Source organism: Dokdonella sp., assembly GCF_019634845.1.
GTDB lineage: Bacteria > Pseudomonadota > Gammaproteobacteria > Xanthomonadales > Rhodanobacteraceae > Dokdonella_A.
The window spans coordinates 1-20787 of sequence record NZ_JAHCAQ010000008.1; the positions used below are offsets into that span (position 1 = coordinate 1).

Genomic DNA, 20787 nt, shown 5'->3' on the forward strand with positions numbered 1-20787 from the left:
ATGACTGGTAGGATTGTTGGCAGTTGGGGCTGGATTCCGCACCTTTCCGCAGGAGTTCGCAGCGGTCGTAAGGCGCTGAGTTACATAGGTTTGGCGCAGGGTTCCACCCCACCCAGACCCCCCAGGAGTTCGAATCTTTCCGCACGAACCCGCAGGAACCCTCACCAGCCCGCACGGCCCGATGCCAAGCCGTTGATTTTCAACAAACCGCTCAATCGGTCCGCGCTTGCGGACTGCGGACGTTCAATTCCCCTGCAATCTGGCCTGTAAACGTCATCGCCGGTACCGTCGCGTTGTGAAACGTCGGTACTTGCAGATATTTGCCGACGAATCGGAACATCTCAGCCAGCACGGACCTGCGCCGCGACCGTCTTGGTCGACGTTGCCAGGCACGACTCCTCGTAGGCCTCGATGTCGACCTGCCGGTAGAGCACCCGGCCGCAAAGCTTCAGGAACTTGGGCCCGATCCCCTCGCTGCGCCAGCGTTCCAGGGTGGCCTCGCTGATGCTCCAGCGAGCAGCCAGTTGCTTTTGATTGAGGTGAGCGACTTCCATCTTGGTCTCCTTCCGAATGAGTTGGCAGGAGTCCATGAAGGCGCTGTTCCGCCCGTGAGCCAAGTGATCTCCTTGCAGAAGCCTTTTCGCCGCATATTCTGCGGGGCTTAGGCCAGTTATTCCCTGCAGGCCCAACCTGGGACGATTAGGTGTAAATGGGTGTCTTAATGGGCGGGGCTCGAAAATGGGTGTAATTGGGTGTAGTATTGGTTCATGCTGGAAACCGACACCATCCAGATCACCCCGGAGATCCTGAGTCTCATCGCGAGGATCGACGAGTTCAAGGGCGCCTGGCGCGCCTTGGGCACCCTCGCGCCCGATCGCCTGTCGGCGCTGCGTCGAGTGGCCACCATCGAGAGCATCGGCTCCTCCACACGCATCGAGGGCAGCAAGCTGTCCGACCGGGAAGTGGAGCTGCTGCTGTCGAATCTTGAGATCAAGTCCTTCGCCACCCGCGACGAGCAGGAAGTGGCCGGCTACGCCGAGCTGATGGATTTGGTGTTCGCGTCCTGGCAGGACATCCCGTTCACCGAGAACCACATCAAGCAGTTGCACCAGATCCTGCTTCGCTACAGTGAAAAGGACACCTGGCATCGCGGCACCTACAAGACCAACTCGAACAGCGTCGCTGCCTTCGACGAGACCGGCGCGCAGATCGGCATCGTGTTTCAGACGGCGTCGCCGTTCGACACGCCCCGCTTGATGACGGAACTGGTGGCCTGGGTGAACCAAGAGCGTGAGACAGCCCGTCTGCATCCGCTGCTGATCATCGCCCTGTGCGTCGTCGTGTTCCTCGAGATCCATCCCTTCCAGGATGGCAACGGGCGGCTTTCCCGCGTGCTGACCACGCTGCTGCTCCTGCAGGCCGGCTACGCCTATGTGCCCTACAGCTCACTGGAGAGCGTGGTCGAGCAGAGCAAAGATGCGTACTACCTGGCATTGCGGCAGACGCAAGGCACGATCCGCACCGAGGCTCCGAACTGGCAGCCGTGGCTGGTGTTCTTTCTGCGCTCCCTGGCCGAGCAGGTGCGGCGCCTGGAGAAGAAGGTCGAGCGCGAGAAGATCGTGCTGGCGGCCATGCCGGAGCTGCAGCTACAGATCGTCGAGTTCGCCCGTGAGCACGGGCGCGTCACCATCGGCGAGGCGATCAAGCTGACCGGGGCCAGCCGCAACACGCTCAAGCAGCATTTCCGCGCACTGGTTGAGCGCGGCACGCTGGACCAGCATGGCAGTGGTCGTGGAGTTTGGTACGGCCTGCACTGAGCGCCTTCGGACGCGGGTTCGATTCCCGCCGCCCCACCACATACAAGGGCCCGGATTTTCTCCGGGCCCTTTTTCTTGCCCGAAATTCCCGCGTGGCGCGGGGGTTCCGGCCACCAGTGCTACCGCTGGCCGCCAACCGAAGTGACCAGTCCGGGACGTTCCGGACTGGTCGACAGCCGAGTGCATGGCCACCGTCCCGCATCGAGGAGCGCACTCGCAAATCCCTCGCCGCGGCCGTTGGTTGCGAATGAAGCAACCGGAGCGGCGTGGCGGGACACGATCGCGGCACAGACCGGCCTCACTCCGGCGGATATCCCCAATTGCCCGCGAGAGGAATCTCATCTCCTCCCATTGCTTCGAATCCCGATCGGAAAATCCGGTCACCATCGAATGAGAAAGTCTCGTCGGCGGGTGTGCCGTCAAGGTTGTATTTCAAACTGAAGCTGCCCGTCGACGGGCGGTACACGCCGAGCCCGCTGTAGCCGCTGTGCGTCCAGTCGCCGGTTACGGGGATGTCACCGGCCATGCCGAGCGCATAGGCGCCATCGTCAGCGACCGCGCCGTTGGTGTTGCGGTTGCTGACATGGAACTTGCCGTCACTGGCGCGGTAGACGCCGATGGTGAATTCGCCGTCCTGGTTCCAGTCGCCCGCCAACGGAACATCGCCACTGCTGCCATACGCCACCGTGTAGTCGGCCGGGCCCGAGGTGAGCGCATTGCGCAGATAGAACGTATTGGTCGACGGGCGGAAATAGCCGAGGCTGTCCTTGCCGTCGCCATTCCAGTCACCGACGATGGGCCGGTCGCCGCCGGCGCCAAGAACCAAGACGTATTCGGCATTGACGATGCTCAGGTTCGACCAGCGGTCCCATAGATAGACCGTCGAGGTGCTGGGGCGATACAGGCCCGGGGTGTCGATGCCGTCACCATTCCAGTCGCCGGTGATCGGCAGGTCGGTGGCTTGGGCCAGCGCCACGGTTGCGGTGATGTTCGGTGCGCCCGGCGTCAGTGAATTGCGCAGCGCAAAGGTGCGCGTCGACGGGCGATACACGCCAATCGTGTCGTATGCGCCCGAAACGGCGCCGTAGCGGTTGACGATGCCACCGCTGGAGGCACCGACATGGATCTGCCCATTGCGCGTGTCGACGCCAACCGCATTCGCCGTGGTTTGCACGAAACTGGCAAGGTAGATGCCGTTGTCGTTGTATTGCACGACGCGATCATTGCCGCGATCCGCCACATAGATGTTGCCGTGCTGGTCGGTGGCAAGCCCCACCGGATTGGTCAACATGCCGCTACCGGAAATCGAATCGGCGAATACCTTGATGAAATCGCCGAACACGCTGAACTGCTGGATGCGGTTGCCGGAGTATTCCGCCACGTACACCTGGTTGCGCCTGCGGTCGACGGCGATGCCGGCCGGATTCTGGAATTGGCCGTTGCCCGAACCGTTTGTTCCCCATTGCCTGACGTAGGTGCCGCTCAGGCTGAATTTCTGCACGCGATGATTGCTTTCTTCGGTGACATAGATCCACGTTCCATCCGTCGCGATTCCTGCCAGGCCACTGAACTGGCCGTTACCCGAACCTGCACTGCCCCACTGCAGCAGATAGTTCCCGTTCGCATCGAATTTCTGGATGCGGTTGTTGTTGCGGTCGACGACATAGACGTTGTCGGAATCATCCACGCAAATCCCATAGGCGCCGCTGAATTGGCCATTGCCCGAGCCCGCAATACCCCATTGCAACAGGAAAGTGCCGAACTTGTCGAATTTGTAGACGGCGTTCGCGGTAAACGAGGTGAAGTAAACATTCTGCGCGCTGTCGAAAGCCACGCCGCCGACGTAACCGGAAAGTCCGCTGATCGAAGCGATGGCGGGATGCGCGGTGGCCTGCAACGAACGCGAAAAAACCTGCACCGTGTTCGAACTCATGTCAGCCATGACCACCGCAGGCGTGCCATTGTAGGGTGCGAACGGCAGCGGGGAAGTCACCGCGAGGCTGCGCGCGTCCTGGAAATACCCCGGTGCCCAAGCCGTTGGCGCGACGCCGTAGTAATAGCTCACGTAGTTGCCGCGCGAATCGTAGGTGTAGGAATCGTTGTTGCCGCTGGAAGTGACCCAGTTGAGGTCGGCCTTGTCGATGGCAAGTCCCAAGGGACCGGAAACGCCCACGGCGATGTTGCGGATAAAGACGCCGGTCGGATCGAACTTCACCACGCGGTTGTTGGTGGCATCTGCGGCATAGACATTGCTGTTGCTGTCGATGCCGAGCACGTACGGATTGTTGAGCTGGCCATCGCCGCTGCCAATCGAGGCGAATTGGAACTGGTAGGTGCCGACCGTGCTGAACACGGAAATGCGGTCGTTGCCGATTTCGCTTACGTAAAGAAACCCGTTAGCGGGGTTGTACACAAGGCCTGATGGATTGCTGAGTTGGCCGGCACCGGAGCCGGACGTACCGAACTGGGATACGTACGCGCCGGTGCTCTTGTTGAAGCGCTGGATACGGTTGTTGCCGAAGTCCGCGATATAGACATCGTTGCCGACCACGGCCACCTGTTCCGGGGCGGTGAATTGCCCGGCGCCGCTGCCGGAACCCGATCCGAAGGTTCGCACGTAAACGATGCCAGCCGACGTGATCTGGTACATCAACACCGAACTGGTGCCTATGTTGGAAACAAAAAACGTGTCGTTGTCGGTCGTCACCTGGAACGGAGTGTTAAACCCGCTCATGTAGTCGGAGAAGTGGATGCTGCGGTAGCCTGACGATACGAGGCCGGACGTCGGTGCGACATCCGACAACGCGGAGTCGACGGGCACGTCGACTGGAAAATACGCGGCATCGACCGACGTTTGCGGCCATGCCGGCGACATGACCAGAAACGCCAATACCAGGAACAACGAAGCCCGCGTGAAATGGACTGCATGCGACATGACATCTCTCCCCAATGCGTGCGAATGGCCGCAGCGACCATTCGCTGCAACAGACCGCAAGTTTTCCCAACGAGAATGGCGAATCGGGCTCCACGGCACAGTGAGACCGGCGTATCGGTTTGCACTCACGCAGATACCGACGTCCAAACCTCCCCAGGCGGCCGGCGCGCACTGCACCCTGCCGCTGCCCACGTCTCCAGTGGTGTCAAGGTGTGGGCCAGTGCTCGCCCGATGGCGACAGCCCCTGCCTGCTTGCGCGGACCCTTGCGCGCTTGCGCGCATGCCGCCGCTTGCTCATCCCTCCTCGTACCGTCATTTCGTTCGCTGCGGGCCATTGGTCCTTCCCACCCAGGTGTGCCCTGACGATCACGCGTTCGCGAAGCGAACCCGTGGGCCATCGCGGACAACCAGCCGCAAGCGAACGAAGCGTCGGAGTCTACCATCGTCGCAGGCGGGGTCGCGCCCGCAGCAAAGCCTTGCGTCCGCACCTCAGCCCGGCGCATGGCCTGTTCCCGGCGTGCCGGCAGTTCGAGCAGCCGCGCCGGCTGCGTGACTTGGCTGGCACGCCGCGACCAGGCATCGACGGCTCGGCCATGCGAAGAGTCGTTGTGCCGAACCGCGGGCCGGCTGCGCCACTGGCTCGCGGTTGCGCAGATGCGGCGGGCCGCAGCGTGCTGCCGTGGGTGCTGTCCGCCGCCTGCGCTGCGCCGCAGCGCGCAACGATCACAGGTCGCGCGCGACGCGGAAGCCGACGCGGGCGTTGCGGGCATCGGCGGGCGCCGACGTGCGGAACGCCGAGCGCACCTGCAATGGATCGCTGCCCCAGGAGCCACCGCGCACGACGTGCCGCTCGCAACCGGGATTGACCCACGCCGAGCTGTCGCGCGGGGCCCGCGTGTAGTTGTCGTGCCAGCAATCCTCGACCCATTCGGACACGTTGCCGTCCATGTCGTACAGGCCGAACGCGTTGGCCGGAAACTTCCCTACCGGTGCCGGCCCCCAATAGCCGTCGCTGTAGCGCGGAAAGTACTGTGCCCAGGTTCGCTTCGCCGGTGAGCGGTCGCCTTCACCGGTGAGGTTGCCGACGACGCTGTCGGGATTGCCGTCGCCCCATGGGTAGCGCGTGCTCGACCCGGCGCGCAGGGCGTATTCGAACTCGGCCTCGCTGGGCAGCCGATAGTGCTTGCCGGTCCGCGCCGACAGCCATTGCAGGTAGGCCACGGCATCGTTCCACGACACGTTGATTACCGGCAGGTCATCGCGCGCCTTGCTGCCATCGTAGGCGTTGCGCCAGCTCATGCCGCGCCGCTCGCTCATGCGCCCGCTGCTTTCGTCGTAGGTGGCGGCGCTGCCCAGGCGTTCGGCATCGCTGAGGTAGGACGCCGCGTTGACGAAGACTCGGAATTGGCCAACTGTGACCGCAGACTGGCCAAGCGCGAAACCGCTGCTGATGCTGACGCGGCGCTGCGGTTGTTCGCTGTCCTGATGCCCCTCTTCATCGGCGGCCGAGCCCATCACGAAGCTGCCGGTCGGAATCACCACCACGGCTGGTGCGCTGCCGCTGATGTCGAGGAAGCGATCGTGCAGCACTTGGCCCGGCGTGTAGCTCGCATACAGCCTCGCATTGCGCAGGCGCTGCGCGAATTCGTCGAGGCCGGCCAGGTCCGGACTGATGTTCTGTGCCTTGCGGGCAAGATTCTCGGCCAGGTCGGCATTGCCGGCATCGAGTGCTGAACGGGCCTGCGCCAGCACACTGGCCGCACGCTGGCGACGCAGGTCGTCGATGCGCGTGTGCGCCTCGAGCATGGCCTGCGAGCCGGGACGGATCGCGGCGGCCGCGGCGAGCGTGGCGTCGGCGCCGGCGAAATCATCCTGCGCGGCCTGCGCCAGCGCCCGATCCAGATGCCGGCGTTCGATGCCGGCAAGGCCGGCGTCGGCCAGCGCATTGCCCGGATCAAGTTCGAGGACCTGCCGGTACAGCGCCAGGGCGCTGTCGCCCTCGCCCTCGGCCTTGCCCTGGCGAATGAGCTCGGCGGCGCGGCTCAGCATCGGCAGGATCTGGTGCAGCAAGTCGACACGCCGGTGCACGATGGCCAGTTCGCGCTCGGAATGCGGCACCTTCTCATAGGCGGCCAGGTAGCGCTGCGCCGCCTTTTCGTCGCCGCGCGCGACCGCGGCCAGCGTCCAATCGCGCAGCACGCCGCCGATCCGCTCCAGCGCCATCTGCGCCTCGACATTGGCGGGCGAGGCCGCCAACACACGCTGGTACAAGGCGATCGCGTCGTCGGGTTCGAGCAGGGCGCCCGCGCCTTCGGCCTTGCGCGCCTTGTCCAGCAGCGCCGTCAGCTGCTTGCTGAGCGGCGCCGGCGGGCCCATGCGGATCGCGTCGACCAGGCTCGTCCCCACCTCGGTCCGATCGACCTGGGTCGGCGCGCTGCCGCTGTCATCGAGCGCGGACCAGTTCGCGGCGCGCGGACCCTGTGCCGCTGCGGTATCCGCGCCGCGGGACGGCTCGCGCGCGGGCTGCATCTGCAACAGATCGGGGAAGAAGCGATACAGCAACGCGCAGGCGAGCACCACCATGCCGGCGGCGCCGCCCCAGGTGTGCTGCTTGCGTGTGGCTTCCGATCGCGGCATCGTCTGGCGATTATCGACGCTGGACCGTGCCGATTGAAGCCGCCAGCCACGGGCGTCTATGAGGAATTCATCTTGACCGACTGGATCACGCGCGACGACGCGCTGCAGGCGCTGTTGGAACACACTCCCGCGACGCTCGGCCTCGACACCGAGTTCATGCGCACCAATACCTTCCTGCCGCGTCTGGCGCTGGTGCAGGCCGATGTCGGCGGCCGCATCGCCTTGGTCGATCCCACGGCGCCGCTCGACCCGGCGCCGCTGGCACGCGTGCTGGCCGATCCGGCACGCACGATCGTCATGCACAGCGCGAGCGAGGACCTCGAAGCCTTGGCCACCTGGTCGTGCCACATCGCGCACCTGTTCGACACCCAGATCGCCGCGGCATTCGCCGGCCTCGGCGCGGGACTGGGCTACCAGAAGCTCGTGTTCGAGCTGACCGGCATCGCGCTGCCCAAGACCGAGACGCGTTCGGACTGGCTGCAGCGGCCGCTGAGCGCGCAACAGATCGACTATGCCGCGCAGGACGTGCTGCACCTGCCCCGCCTGCACGAGGAACTTGCACGCCGCCTCGAACAGCGCAACATGAGCGCCTGGCTCGCCGCCGACTGCGAACGTCTGCTCGCGAAGGCGCGCGAGCGCGAGCCCGACCCGCAACCGCAGCTCGCGCTGCGCGGTGCCGCCGACTGGCCACGCGAACGCCAGGCGTTGCTGCGTCGGCTGTTGCGCTGGCGCGATGCCGCCGCACGACGCCACGATCGGCCGCGCAACTGGTTGCTCGACGATGCCCACGCGCTCGATCTTGCGGCGCAACCGCCACGCAGCGCCGAGGAACTTGCCGAGCGCACCCGCGGCCTGCGTGCACTGCGGTCGGCGCAGCGCGAGGAACTGCTGGCCGTGGTGCAGGCTCCGTTGCGCGACGAAGATCTCGATTTCGTGCCGATTCCGCCGCAGCCCGATGCGCGCGAACGCAAGCTCATCGCGGCGATGAAGGAGGTCGTGGCCGCGCAGGCGCAGCGCCTCGACCTGCCCGACGCGCTGCTGTGCTCGCGCCGCCATCTGGAAACGCTGCTCGCGACGCGCTGCTGGCCCATCGCACTGGACGGCTGGCGACGTGACCTGCTGCACGATGAGCTGCTGGCGCTGCTGCCCTCTTGACAGACCCCGTGGTGCTGCCGGCACACTCGCAAGCATGAACGCAACGCCCGCCATGCGCCGCCCGCCTGCCGCCAACCACGGCACGATGACGCGCACGACGACGTGGACGACTTCGCCCACGTTGTGCGGGTGCCTGCGCTGCCAACCATCCTGACCGATCGATTGCGCAAACCACGGCCCCGCCCCACTCCGGGACAGGGCCTGCGCCACAGCCCGACCCGAAGCCGAGCGGGGTCTTCATCCGGAGACCCATGATGTCCGTCGCCCAGTTGCCCGACCCGCCGCCGGCGCCCCCATGCGTGCACAAGTTCGGCGGCTCCAGTCTTGCCGACGCCACCTGCATGCGGCGCGTCGCCGCGATCCTGCAGGCGCAGCCCGCCACGCCGGCCTATGTCGTGGTGTCGGCCATGCGCGGCACCACCGATGCCCTGATCGCGCTGGCCGAAGCCGCGATGCAGGCGAGCACCGACTGGCCCGGGCGCCTGGCCCAGTTGCGCGAGCGGCACCTGGCCTGCGCCGACGACCTGCTCGCTGCGCACGCGGCCGCCACGCGCGACTGGCTCGATGGCCAATTTGCCGAACTGCGCGACCTGCTCGCTGCGCTCGCCGTGCTGCGCACGCCCAACCGCGAGGCAAGCGAGCGCGTGCAGGGTCTGGGTGAGGTGTGGTCCTCGCGCCTGCTGCGCGACCTGCTGGCGGCACAGGGTCTGTCCTGCGCGCGACTCGACGCCCGCGACGTGCTCGTCGTCAGCCACGGCGAACTCGGTGCCAGCGTCGACTGGGACGACAGCCAGCGCCGCTTCGACGCGTGGCGCGCCGAGCACGCGCGGCCATGGACCGTCGTGACCGGCTTCGTCGCACGCACGCCCGACGGTCGCGCCACCGTGCTGGGCCGCAACGGCAGTGACTATTCGGCCGCCATCTTCGCGCGCCTGAGCGGCGCCGCCGAGCTCACGCTGTGGGGCGACACCGACGGCGTGCTGTCGGCCGACCCGCGCCTGGTGCCCGAGGCCGTGTCGCTGCCCGAGCTCAGCTACAGCGAAGCCTGCGAGCTGGCGTACTTCGGTGCCAAGGTGATCCACCCGCAGACGCTCACGCCGGCGATCGCGGCAGGCCTGGCCGTGCGCATCCGCAACACGTTCGCCCCCGACCACGCCGGCACGGCGATCGGCACCCGCGCCACGGCGGCGAGCGGCTCACCGGTCAAGGGTCTGTCGGCCGTGCAGCAACTGGCCGTGCTCACCCTCGAAGGCGCCGGCATGATCGGCGTGCCGGGCACCGCCGAGCGCGCCTTCGGCGCGCTGCATGCGGCCGGTGTGTCGGTGGTGATGATCTCGCAGGGCTCCTCGGAACATTCGATCTGCTGCGTGGTGCGCGAAGCCGACCTCGCTCGCGCCCGCAGCGCACTGGAGTCGGCATTCGAGCGTGAGCTCGCGCGCGGCGCGATCGCGCGCATCGCGGGCGAAGCCGGCATCAGCGTGCTCGCCGCGGTCGGTGACGGCATGGCCGGCCAGCCCGGCGTCGCCGCGCGGCTGTTCGGCGCGCTGGCCCGCAGCAGCGTCAACATTCGCGCCATCGCGCAGGGCGCCTCCGAACGCAACATTTCGATCGCGGTGGCGAGCAGCGACGCCACTCGCGCGCTGCGCGCCGCGCACGCCGCGTTCTGGCTGTCACCGCAAACGATCTCGATCGGCCTGATCGGCCCGGGCAAGGTTGGCCAGGCCCTGTTCGAACAGATCCTCGCCGCACGCGAACGCCTGCTGCGCGACCATCAGCTCGACTTGCGCCTGCGCGCGGTCGCGAGCCGCTCACACCTGTGGTGCGGCGAATCGCACCTGGCCGCAAACTGGCGCGAAGCAGCGCAGCCCGATGGCGATCTCGAAGCGTTCACGCGCCACATCCACGCCGAACACCTGCCGCACGCCCTCATCATCGACTGCAGCGCGAGCGATGCGGTGGCCGAACGCTACGCCGACTGGCTCGCCGCGGGCATTCACGTGGTGACGCCGAACAAGCACGCTGGCGCCGGTCCGTACCCACGCTGGCAGCGCATCCGCGCCGCCTGCGCCAGCGGCGCGCGCTTCCGCTACGAGGCCACCGTCGGCGCTGGACTGCCGGTCATCTCGACACTGCGCGACCTGCTCGATACGGGCGATGAGCTGCACGTGGTCGAAGGCATCCTGTCGGGCACGCTGGCCTGGTTGTTCAACCGCTACGATGGCTGCACGCCATTCTCGGCGCTCGTGCGCGAGGCCCATGCCCTCGCCTACACCGAACCCGACCCGCGCGATGACCTGTCCGGCACCGACGTGGCGCGCAAGCTCGTGATCCTGGCCCGCGAAGCCGGCGTGCCGCTCGAGCTGGCCGATGTCGAAGTCGAAAGCCTCGTGCCAGCGTCCTTGCGCTGCACCGACGCCGCGACCTTCATGGAGCGCCTCGGCGAATTCGACGCCGCGATGGCCGCGCGCCATGCACGGGCGCACGACCACGGTTGCGTGCTGCGCTACGTCGCCCGGCTCGATCGCGACGGCCATGCGCGCGTCGGCCTGGCCGAGCTGCCGGCGACGCACGGCTTCGCGCACCTGCGCCTGACCGACAACATCGTGCAGTTCACCACCCGCCGCTATGCCGACAATCCGCTCGTGGTGCAGGGGCCAGGCGCCGGCCCCGAAGTCACCGCAGCGGGCGTGTTCGCCGACATCCTCAGGATCGTGCAGTCATGAACTCCGCATCGCGTCCGCAGCGTGCCACCGCCTTCGCCCCGGCCAGCGTCGGCAACGCCGCCGTCGGCTTCGACATCCTCGGTCACAGCGTGGCCGGGCCCGGCGACCGCGTCACCGTGCAACGCATCGCCGAACCACGGGTGCGCATCGGCGCGATCCGTGGCGCCGCGCAGCCGCTGCCGCTGGAACCCGAACGCAACACCGCCGGTGCCGCCCTGCTCGCGCTGCAGCGTGCGCTGGCGCTGCCGTTCGGTTTCGACATCGAGATCGACAAGGGCATCCCGTTCGGTTCGGGCATGGGTGGCTCGGCCGCCTCGGCGGTTGCTGCGCTGGTCGCCGCCAACGCGCTGCTCGATGCGCCGTTGCCGCGTGCGGCGCTGTATCCGTTCGCACTCGAAGGCGAAGCCGTCGCCAGCGGCGGTCGCCATGGCGACAACGTCGGCCCGATGCTGCTGGGCGGGCTCGTGCTCGCGACCGCCGACCGCCTGGTGCCGATCGCAGTCCCGGCCGCCCTGCACTGCGCGCTCGTGCATCCGCACGCAACGCTCGAAACACGCGCGGCGCGCGCCGCGCTGGCCGGCAGCTATGCCCTGCCCGAGTTCGTCGCGCAAAGCGCCAACCTCGCCCTCGTGCTCGCCGGCTGCCATGCTGGCGACATGGAACTGATCCGTGCCGGACTCGCCGACGTGCTGGTGGAGCCGCGCCGCGCGCCATTGATCGCCGGCTTCGCCTCGGTCAAGGCCGCCGCGCTGGCCGCTGGCGCGCTCGGTGCCAGCATCTCCGGCGCCGGCCCGAGCGTATTCGCCTGGTGCGACGGCGCCGCTGCCGCGCAGCGCTGTGCGCAGGCGATGCGCGATGCCTTTGCCGAAGCCGGACTCGACAGCGACTGCTGGCTGTCGCCGGTGGCCGGCCCCGCCGCACAGGTGGTCGCATGAACTACCTCAGCACACGTGGCCGCGCGCCGGCCGTCGATATCGACCACGCACTCGCCGCGGGACTGGCCCCCGATGGCGGGCTGTATGTGCCGCAGGTCGTGCCGCGGCTCGATGCAGCCGACTTCGCGGCTGACGAGGAGCTGGCAGCAGTCGCCGCGCGCGTCCTGCACCCGTTCTTCGCAGGCAGCCGCCTGCAATCGCAATTGCCCGCGATCTGCGCCGAGGCCTACGCATTTCCGGCGTCGCTGCGCGCACTCGATGGCAGCACGCACCTGCTCGAACTGTTCCACGGCCCGACGGCGGCATTCAAGGATTACGCCGCGCGCTTCCTCGCCGCGAGCCTCGGCCGCCTGCGCGATGCCGAGGCACCGGTCAGCACCGTGCTGGTCGCCACGTCGGGCGATACCGGCGCGGCGGTGGCGGCCGCGTTCCATCGCCGCCCGGGCTTCCGCGTCGTGGTGCTGTATCCCGATGGCCGCGTGTCGCCGCGCCAGGCGCACCAACTCGGCAGTTTCGGCGACAACGTGCACGCGCTGCGCGTGGCCGGCGCCTTCGACGACTGCCAGGCCCTGGTCAAGCGCGCGCTGATCGATGCCGACCTGCGCCAGGCATGCGCGCTGACCTCGGCCAACAGCATCAGCCTCGGCCGCTGGCTGCCGCAGATGGCCTATTACGCGGCCAGCGCGCTCGCCTGCGCCCGCCAGCAGGCGGCCCCACTCAACTACGTGATCCCCACCGGCAACCTCGGCAACGCGCTGGCCTGCGTGCTGGCCCGGCTCGTGGGATTGCCGATCGGCGACATCGTGCTGGCCACCAACGCAAACCGGGTCCTGCCCGCCTACTTCGCTAGCGGCAGCTACGCGCCCGCAGCAAGTATCGCCACGCTCGCCAATGCCATGGACGTGGGCGACCCGAGCAATTTCGAGCGGCTGCGCTGGCTCTATCCGACCAGGGCCGACCTGCCCGGTTGGCTCGCTGCCGACGCGGTCGACGATGTCGACATCGCGGCCACCATCGAACGCACCTGGCGCGAGCGGTCGCTGGCGGTGTGCCCGCACACGGCCACCGCGCTGTGCGTGCTGGCGCGGCTGCGCGCACGCGGCGAGGCGCGCGCATGCGCCGCCGTCGCCACGGCCCACGCCGCCAAGTTCGACAGCATCGTCGAACCGCTGATCGGCCAGCCCGTCGCGGTACCACCCGCGCTGGCCGCCATGCTCGCGCGACCTGCCCACGCCGAGCCGATCGCCAACGACTACGCGGCACTGCGTGCACGCCTGCTCGCGCTGCCGGCCTGAAAGCGCCGCAGCCAGGCCCCCGCGCGACGGGCTTGGCGCAGCGCGCGCGGCGCTGCTATGATGCGCGCCCTTTCGCGGTTCCCACCCGCGACATGCATACGGGGCTGTAGCTCAGCTGGGAGAGCGTCGCGTTCGCAATGCGAAGGTCAGGGGTTCGATCCCCCTCAGCTCCACCAAACAGATGGCCCGACCGTTCGCGGTCGGGCTTCTTTTTGCCCCAATCGCGCCGACACGGCCTTGTGCGGCCCTGATCCGATGCCCTGCCGGGGGTGTGACGCCGCCACTTCGGCACCGCTGCGCCGGATTTCCCGCTCGGCTCAGGTGCCGATCGGGTGCCAGACGGTCTTGTATTCGACGAAGTCGAGCACCCGTTCGAGGGCCAGCAACGGGCCGTGGCTGGCCACGCAGCGCTTCATGTTGTCGGCGGCGGCGCGTTCGACTTCAATGCGCCGCGCCGGTTCGTCGCGCAGGAAAGCCAGACCCTGGATTTCCATGTGCGAGGCGAATTGCGGCGCGAGTTCGGCGGCATCGCCCGACAGTAGGTTGACGACGCCGGCGGGCAGATCGGCGGTGGCAAACGCCTCGCCGAACTCGGCGACGAGCCCGCCAGCCGGACCAGGCAGCAGGGCGACGACGGTGTTGCCGGCAGCGATGGCGGCGGCAATGCGGGCGGCGCTGGCGGCTGGGTCGGGGCCATCGTCGAACACGAGTCCGACCACGCCGAGCGCCTCGGGCGTGGTGAAGTTGTGGTGCGGGCCGGCCACCGGATTCACGGCGCCGATGATCTGCGGGTACTTGTCGCTGGCGCCGGCGTAATACACCAGCGCGTCGACCGTCGCCGCGAGTGCGCGCGCGGCCTGCGCCGCGGAATGACCGAGGCCGCTGCGCAGCAGCGTCTGCCAGGAGTCGGCCCGGCCTTCGATCATCTCGGCCATGCGATACAGGATCTGGCCGCGGTTGTAGGCCGAGCGTGCAGCCCACCCTGCTTGCGCGGCGCGCGCGGCATCGACCGCGGCGCGCAGGTCCTTGCGCGAAGCGAGACAGAGTTGGGCATAGGCGCGCTTGGCGCCGGGCCGCGTCAGCGCATAGCTGCGCCCGGACTCGCTGCGCGGAAACTCGCCGCCGATGTAGAGCTTGTGGGTCTTGGGTACCGGCAGCGACGTCGGGAGTGGCGGACTCATGGCTGTACCTCCAGATACGGCAGCAGCCCATGGCGCCCGCCTTCGCGGCCGTAACCGCTTTCGCCATAGCCGCCGAACGGCGATGCCGGATCGAACTTGTGATAGGTATTGGCCCAAACCACGCCGGCTTTGAGTTGCGCGGCGACCGCGTGCACCTTCGAGCCCTTCTCGCTCCAGATGCCCGCGGCAAGCCCATAGGGCGTGTCATTGGCCTTGGCGATCGCCTCGGCCGGCGTGCGGAACGTGGACACCGCGAGCACCGGCCCGAACACCTCGACGCGGCACAACGTGTCGGCCTGGGCGACGTCGCTGAACAGGCACGGCCGCAGGAAGTTGCCCGTGTTCGGCAACGTGATGTTCTCCGGCTCGAAGTAACGCCCGCCCTCGCGCTTGCCGGTTTCGATCAGGCGCCGGATCTTGTCGAGCTCGGCGCTCGAGTTGATCGCGCCGATGTCGGTGTTCTTGTCGAGCGGGTTGCCCACGCGCAGCTTGCGCATGCGCGCCTTGAGCTTGTCGAGCACGCGTGCGGCCACCGATTCCTCGACCAACAGGCGCGAACCGGCGCAGCACACGTGCCCTTGGTTGAAGAAAATGCCGCTGACCACGCCTTCCACCGCCTGGTCGAGTGCGGCGTCGGCGAAGATCAGGTGCGCCGACTTGCCGCCGAGTTCGAGCGTGAGCTTCTTGCCGCTGCCGGCGACGCTGCGCGCGATGATCTTGCCGACGTCGGTGCTGCCCGTGAATGCGATCTTGCGCACGAGTGGATGGGCAGTCAGCGCGGCACCGGTCGCACCTGCACCGGTGACGATGTTGACGACACCTTCGGGCAGGCCCGCGGCTTCGAAGATCTCGACGAGCTTGAGCGCGGCCAGCGGCGTCTGCTCGGCGGGTTTGAGCACCACCGTGTTGCCGCAGGCGAGTGCCGGTGCGATCTTCCACGCCGCCATCAGCAGCGGGAAGTTCCACGGAATGATCTGGCCGGCGACGCCGAGCGGCGCGAACTTCGCGCCCGGTACCGCATAGCCGAGCTTGTCGGCCCAACCGGCGTAGTAGAAGAAGTGCGCCGCCACCAGCGGGATGTCGACGTCGCGTGTCTCGCGGATCGGCTTGCCGTTGTCGAGCGTCTCCAGCACCGCGAGTTCGCGCGCGCGCTCCTGGATCAATCGCGCGATGCGGAACAGGTAGCGCCCGCGTTCGCGCCCCGACAGCTTGCTCCAGGTGCGATCGTACGCGCGTTTGGCGGCGCGCACCGCGGCGTCGACGTCGGGGGCGGTCGCCTCGGCGACCTTCGACAGCACCTGCAGCGTCGCCGGGTTGATGCTGTCGAAATAGCGTCCCTCGACCGGCTTCAGCCATTGCCCGCCGATGTAGAGCTGGTGGCGTGGCGGGATCGTCACGATCTTGTCCGATTCGATGCTCGGGGCGTAGTCGACGACGAGCCCGGCCACGGCCTTGGCGCCGTTGCCCGCCGCGAGGCCGGTCTTGGCGATGGTCTTAGTCAAGCGAGTAGCCCTTGTCGTAGTAGTAGCGGCCGGTGTACTGGCGGAAGATCTGGCGCAGCACGTCGTTGAGCAGTGCGCTGGCACCGAAGCGATAGAGGTCGGGACTCATCCAGTCCGGGCCGAGCGTCTCGTAAAGCATGCACAGGTACTGGATCGCCTGCTTGGCATTGCGGATGCCGCCGGCCGGCTTCATGCCGATGTGTTCGCCGGTGCGGGCGTGGTGGTCGGCGATCGCCTGCAGCATCACGAGCGTGACCGGTGGCGTCGCCGCCGGCTGGATCTTGCCGGTCGAGGTCTTGATGAAATGCGCACCGGCCGCGATCGCAAGGTCGGATGCCAGGCGCACATTGTCGAGTGTGCCGAGTTCGCCGGTTTCGAGGATCACTTTCAGGTGCGCGCTGCCGCAGGCTTCGCGCACCGCGGCGATCTCGTCGAACACCTGCTGGTACTCGCCGGCGAGGAACGCGCCGCGATTGATCACCATGTCGATCTCGTCGGCACCGTTGTCAACCGCCTCGCGCACGTCGAGCAGGCGCAGCTTGAGCGACACCTGCCCGGCCGGAAACGACGTCGCGACCGAGGCCACATGCACGCCCGAGCCGGCCAGCGCCTTGACCGCGACCGGCACCAGCAGCGGGTACACGCACACCGCCGCCACCGGCGGGATCGGGCGAAAGCCCTCGATCTTCTCCAGCGCCTGGGTCAGCGCCGGCGCGGCCGGTCGCAGCGCCTTGTGACACATCTGCCGCACGCGCGCCTCGGTGTCGGCGCCTTCGAGCGTGGTCAGGTCCATCATGCGGATGGCGAGATAGAGCAGGTCGAGCTTGCTGCGCGCCTTGATGCTGCGCCGGGCGAAGAAGGCGGCGCGCTCCTCGGCGCCGACCGCATCGACCGGCACCAGGGCAATGGCACGCGACGCGCCGTCGCGGTCGCGGACTGGGACGATCATGGAAGACCAAGATTCCTGCGGAAACCGATGCCGAGGATACGGCTTCCCGGCACCCCGCGTCACGACCAGCCAGCGTCCCCTGCCGGCGCCGTGACGCCGCCCCACGCCCTCGCGCTGCTCGTCCACCGGCCGCATGCGGGTCGGCGGCCATCCGCGCCCGCTGCGCGATTCCTCGCGGGACGCAGCCCGCCTGCCGACATCGATCGCATCGACCGCCGCCACCACAAGCGCGTGCGCGGCGTTCGCCAGCGCCGCCCGTTGCGGCGACCACGACGCATAAAAAAAACCCGGGCGCTGGCACGCCCGGGCGCTGGAGTCGACCGGCAGTGGACAATCCGGGCGCCGCCGTTGGGCGGCGACGCCCGGCGTCCGGTCACGGCGTCGTCGGCGCGATCTTGATGTCGTCGTAATAGATCACGCTGGCGTCATTGGCGAAAAGATCGATCGACCCGATCTTCGCCACACCCGGCACATCCTGGCTCGGGAACTGGTTGGTCCACGAGCCCGAATAGAGCAAGGTGTTGTTGTAGTAGAAGCTCTGCAGGTCGGCGTCGAGATCGATGACGAGCTTGATGTCGACCCACGACCCCTTGATCAGCGTCGCCGAGCCCGGGTTCGCGGCGTCGGTTTCGGCATTGCCGACGGTATTCGTGGCGCTGTCGAAGCTGACCTGGGTCGACCAGCTGATGATGCCCATGTTGGTGTCCGAGTACGCGTTCTCGAAGATGAAGTAGGACTTGCCCGAGAACGTGGTCGGAATGAACTGCTTGGCGGTCACGGTCCACGAACCGCTGGCGTAGTCGAACTCGTGGATGAGATCGCTGGCGCCCGCGATCGCGATCGAGTTGGGTGCGCTGACGAACTGTGCGCCGCTGACGATCGCGCCGGCAGCATTGTCGTTGCCCCAGCCCTTCCAGCCACCCTGCCCTGCGACCTGGCTGTTGGTGGCGTAGCTGTCGAAGTTCTCGATGAACGACAGGTCGACCGGCGTGCCGTCGTCGAAGCCGTCGGCGAAGATGATGTCGGGTGCCGGGCCACCATTGCCCTTGATCGCGACGCTGAAATGCTGGTCGGGTGAATGGCCGTTGGCTTCTTCGAACACGAGGAAGCCGAAGCCGATGCTCGTCATGTTGGTGTCGTAGGGCGGACTCACCGTGATCGTCAGCGTCTGGGTTGCGCCAGGCGCCAACGTGAAGGTCGCCGGCGACACCGACGCCATGATGCCGCCGCTGTTGGCCTGGAACGAGCTGTTCCACGTCGCCTGGGTCGACAGCCGGTTCTTCACCACGCGCGTGAACGTGCAGCTCGGCGTGCAGGCGGTGTTGCGCACGGCCGGCAGGTTGAGGTCCTTGACGTTCATCGAGCCACCCGAGGGGTTGGCCGACAGGAACCGGGCCTTGGTCTCGTCGAGCGTGAAGCCGGCCAGCGCCGCCTTGCCGAGATCGACGCGGCCGCTGCCGACGTCGTCGATGTTCCACGGTGAGGTCTCGTCTTCCTTCAGGCCATCAACCTTGGCCGTGGACATCATCGCCGACTTGACTTCCTGCACCGTCCAGTCCGGATGCACCGCACGCACGAGGGCGGCGGCACCAGCCACGTGCGGAGTCGCCATCGAGGTGCCGCTCATGAACTCGTAGTCGCCGCTGGTGTGATCGGTGGCGGCATAGATGTTGACGCCCGGCGCGCTGATGTCGGGCTTGGTGAGGTTGGCCAGCGTGCCCGGCGTCGGGCCGCGGTAGCTGAAGTCGGCAATCACGTCGCCGGTCGTCGTGCCCACATCGATCGCCTTGACGTCGGCCGTCGAGTCGGTTGCGTGGTCGCCGAGGAAGGCGATGATCGCGTCACCGGCGCTCATGCTGATGCTGTAGTTGGGCACGGCCGGCGCGGCGTCGGTGTTCATGTTGAGCGAGCCGACCGCGTTGTTGGCGATCACCACGAATTCGGCACCGGCGTTGTAGGCGTTCTGCACCTTCTCGACGAAGGAACAGGTGCCGCGGCGCACGATCGCGATCGACCCGGTGAAATAACCAGCCGGGAAAGCACCCGACGCGGTACAGCCCAGCAGGTTGGTCGGGTAGGCCTTGATCGGCTTGCCGGTCCAGTTCGGCGTCGCGCTGGCCGCCGTGTTGCTGCCGGGGTTCAGGGCCACCTGGGTGGCTGCAGTCGGCGGCGTCACCGGACCGACCACCGACAGGTTGGGACCGACCACCATGTCCTGCGTGCTGGCCGCGACCGTCATCACCCACGGACCACGGTGGTTGACCTTACCGACCGGAGTCGTGTCGGTCGAGCGCATGTTGCCGGCAGCGGCCGCCACGAAGATGTCGGCATCGACCGCATCGAGGAACTTGCGGTCGTTGTCGGTCCACGGGCTGGTACCGCCCGAGATCGAGAAGTTGAGCACGTCGGCGCCATCGGCGATCGCATTGTTGATGCCGGCCGTGATGTCGGCGCCGCCGCAGGTGTCGGTCGCGCACACCTTGTACTGGTGAACGGTTGCACACGGCGCCACGCCCGACATCGTCATGCCGGTGGGCAGTGCCGGAGCCGGCGACACCGTGTTGTCGATCGTGTTGCCGGCCACCGTGCTCGAGGTATGCACGCCGTGGCCGTAACCGGCGTTCGCTTCCGGGTTGGGGCCATTGCAGACACCGCCCGTGCCCGTCGTCGAGCAGTCGACGGCAACCAACTTGGGAGTGCTTGCGCTGAATCCGCAGGCCGCGTCATTGGCGAACGACGGGTGAGCGCTGTTGGTACCGCCGTCGAGGATGGCGGCGACCAGCCCCTCGCCGCGCGTGGCGCCGGCGGCACCGGTCGGCGTGGCCGAACCGTCCCAGATCTTGTCGGCGCCGATGAAGCGCGGACCACGATAGGTGACCTGATGCTCGACGCCGGCCAACTTCACCGAGCGCACCCCGGGCACCCCCGCGATCGCCGCGGCCTCACTGGCCGTGAGTTCGGCGGCAACACCGTTGTGCGTCACCGCGTAGTGGTGCGTCACGTTGAGGGCATGACCGACCGCGCCCTGCATGAGGCCAATGTAATTGGCACGCGCCGATTCGAGATAGGCGGCGTAGTTGATCGCCGCCGGAGACTTCATGTCGAGTTTGCGCGATCCGGTCGCCTGCGGCGAGGTGGCCATCAGGCCCTGCACGCCGCCGCGATAGCTCACCAGACCTTCTTCGGCGAACGTGATGAGGTAGGACTGCCGTGCCTCGCTCTGCGCCGCCGGGGCGGCCGTGCGCGCCTCGGCCGAGGGCTGAAAAGCCAGGCCGATCAGCGCCACGCTGACTGCCGAAACGAGTGTCTTGACGCGAAGGGAATTCCCCATGGACATGTTCTCCACCAAGTCGATACAGACAAAAATCGAATGCCCCCCGGACAGGAGAGCATTTCGGGCGATGCAAGGATTGCGGCAACGGGCGCGGCGTCGGCGACACCACGCATCGCCGCCTTATAACATGCTGAACTGCAACTTAAAACGTCACCCGCAGCAAAACGGCGGCGTATGGTGTTCGGTCGCGCGAACCTTGGCGCGAACCTCACAAGCGGTCGTCGCCGGCATCGGCGCCGGCAGCGCCAAGCCGCCGCGCGCCTTGCGTCGGGCCCGGCCTCGGCTGCATCATCGCCCGATTAAGGATTAAACCCGCCCCGTGCG

General features: G+C 67.5%; 13 protein-coding genes and 1 tRNA gene. 7 read left to right on the forward strand and 7 right to left on the reverse strand.

Going from position 1 to position 20787, the window contains the following annotated elements:
* Positions 1 to 341: 341 nt before the first annotated feature.
* Positions 342 to 554: a helix-turn-helix domain-containing protein gene (locus KF903_RS07185; RefSeq protein WP_291213054.1), complete on the reverse strand. Its 213-nt coding sequence runs from the start codon at positions 552 to 554 to the stop codon at positions 342 to 344.
* 213 nt (positions 555 to 767) lie between these two features.
* Between KF903_RS07185 and KF903_RS07190 the strand changes: the two genes are divergently transcribed.
* Positions 768 to 1817 (forward strand): Fic family protein, encoded by a 1050-nt coding sequence (locus KF903_RS07190; RefSeq protein ID WP_291213056.1) that lies wholly within the window; start codon positions 768 to 770, stop codon positions 1815 to 1817.
* 298 nt (positions 1818 to 2115) lie between these two features.
* Here the strand turns inward: KF903_RS07190 and KF903_RS07195 are convergent, their stop codons facing one another.
* Entirely contained in the window at positions 2116 to 4752 is a 2637-nt protein-coding gene (locus KF903_RS07195) for a 6-bladed beta-propeller (RefSeq protein WP_291213058.1), read from the reverse strand.
* A 723-nt stretch (positions 4753 to 5475) separates the two neighbouring features.
* The gene (locus tag KF903_RS07200) at positions 5476 to 7389 is read right to left on the reverse strand and encodes an SUMF1/EgtB/PvdO family nonheme iron enzyme (protein WP_291213060.1); all 1914 of its coding nucleotides are present in this window, start codon (positions 7387 to 7389) and stop codon (positions 5476 to 5478) included.
* A 72-nt stretch (positions 7390 to 7461) separates the two neighbouring features.
* On the opposite strand from KF903_RS07200, the gene rnd reads away from it, so the two are divergent.
* The 5 genes from rnd to KF903_RS07225 all read left to right on the forward strand — a co-directional run bounded on the left by rnd (position 7462) and on the right by KF903_RS07225 (position 13673).
* Entirely contained in the window at positions 7462 to 8544 is a 1083-nt protein-coding gene (rnd, locus tag KF903_RS07205) for a ribonuclease D (protein ID WP_291213062.1), read from the forward strand.
* A gap of 251 nt (positions 8545 to 8795) precedes the next feature.
* Positions 8796 to 11267 carry a bifunctional aspartate kinase/homoserine dehydrogenase I gene (gene thrA, locus KF903_RS07210; RefSeq protein WP_291213065.1) on the forward strand — a complete coding sequence of 824 codons (2472 nt, stop codon included), beginning with the start codon at positions 8796 to 8798 and terminating at the stop codon, positions 11265 to 11267.
* Positions 11264 to 12202, forward strand: a complete 939-nt coding sequence (locus KF903_RS07215; RefSeq protein ID WP_291213067.1) for a homoserine kinase — start codon at positions 11264 to 11266, stop codon at positions 12200 to 12202. Before thrA ends, KF903_RS07215 begins: the two co-directional genes overlap by 4 nt.
* Positions 12199 to 13497, forward strand: a complete 1299-nt coding sequence (gene thrC / locus KF903_RS07220; RefSeq protein WP_291213070.1) for a threonine synthase — start codon at positions 12199 to 12201, stop codon at positions 13495 to 13497. Before KF903_RS07215 ends, thrC begins: the two co-directional genes overlap by 4 nt.
* 100 nt (positions 13498 to 13597) lie before the next feature.
* A tRNA-Ala gene (locus KF903_RS07225) sits at positions 13598 to 13673 on the forward strand.
* Positions 13674 to 13814: 141 nt separating this feature from the next.
* Here the strand turns inward: KF903_RS07225 and KF903_RS07230 are convergent.
* The 4 genes from KF903_RS07230 to KF903_RS07245 all read right to left on the reverse strand — a co-directional run bounded on the left by KF903_RS07230 (position 13815) and on the right by KF903_RS07245 (position 20460).
* The gene (locus KF903_RS07230) at positions 13815 to 14678 is read right to left on the reverse strand and encodes an aldehyde dehydrogenase family protein (RefSeq protein WP_291213073.1); all 864 of its coding nucleotides are present in this window, start codon (positions 14676 to 14678) and stop codon (positions 13815 to 13817) included.
* Entirely contained in the window at positions 14675 to 16180 is a 1506-nt protein-coding gene (locus KF903_RS07235) for an aldehyde dehydrogenase family protein (protein ID WP_291213076.1), read from the reverse strand. The genes KF903_RS07230 and KF903_RS07235 overlap by 4 nt, the downstream gene beginning before the upstream one ends.
* Entirely contained in the window at positions 16173 to 17129 is a 957-nt protein-coding gene (deoC, locus tag KF903_RS07240) for a deoxyribose-phosphate aldolase (RefSeq protein WP_291213078.1), read from the reverse strand. Before deoC ends, KF903_RS07235 begins: the two co-directional genes overlap by 8 nt.
* 373 nt (positions 17130 to 17502) lie before the next feature.
* Positions 17503 to 20460: a S8 family serine peptidase gene (locus KF903_RS07245; protein ID WP_291213081.1), complete on the reverse strand. Its 2958-nt coding sequence runs from the start codon at positions 20458 to 20460 to the stop codon at positions 17503 to 17505.
* On the opposite strand from KF903_RS07245, the gene KF903_RS07250 reads away from it, so the two are divergent.
* Positions 20459 to 20773, forward strand: a complete 315-nt coding sequence (locus KF903_RS07250) for a hypothetical protein (RefSeq protein WP_291213084.1) — start codon at positions 20459 to 20461, stop codon at positions 20771 to 20773. The genes KF903_RS07245 and KF903_RS07250 overlap by 2 nt on opposite strands.
* Positions 20774 to 20787: the final 14 nt, after the last annotated feature.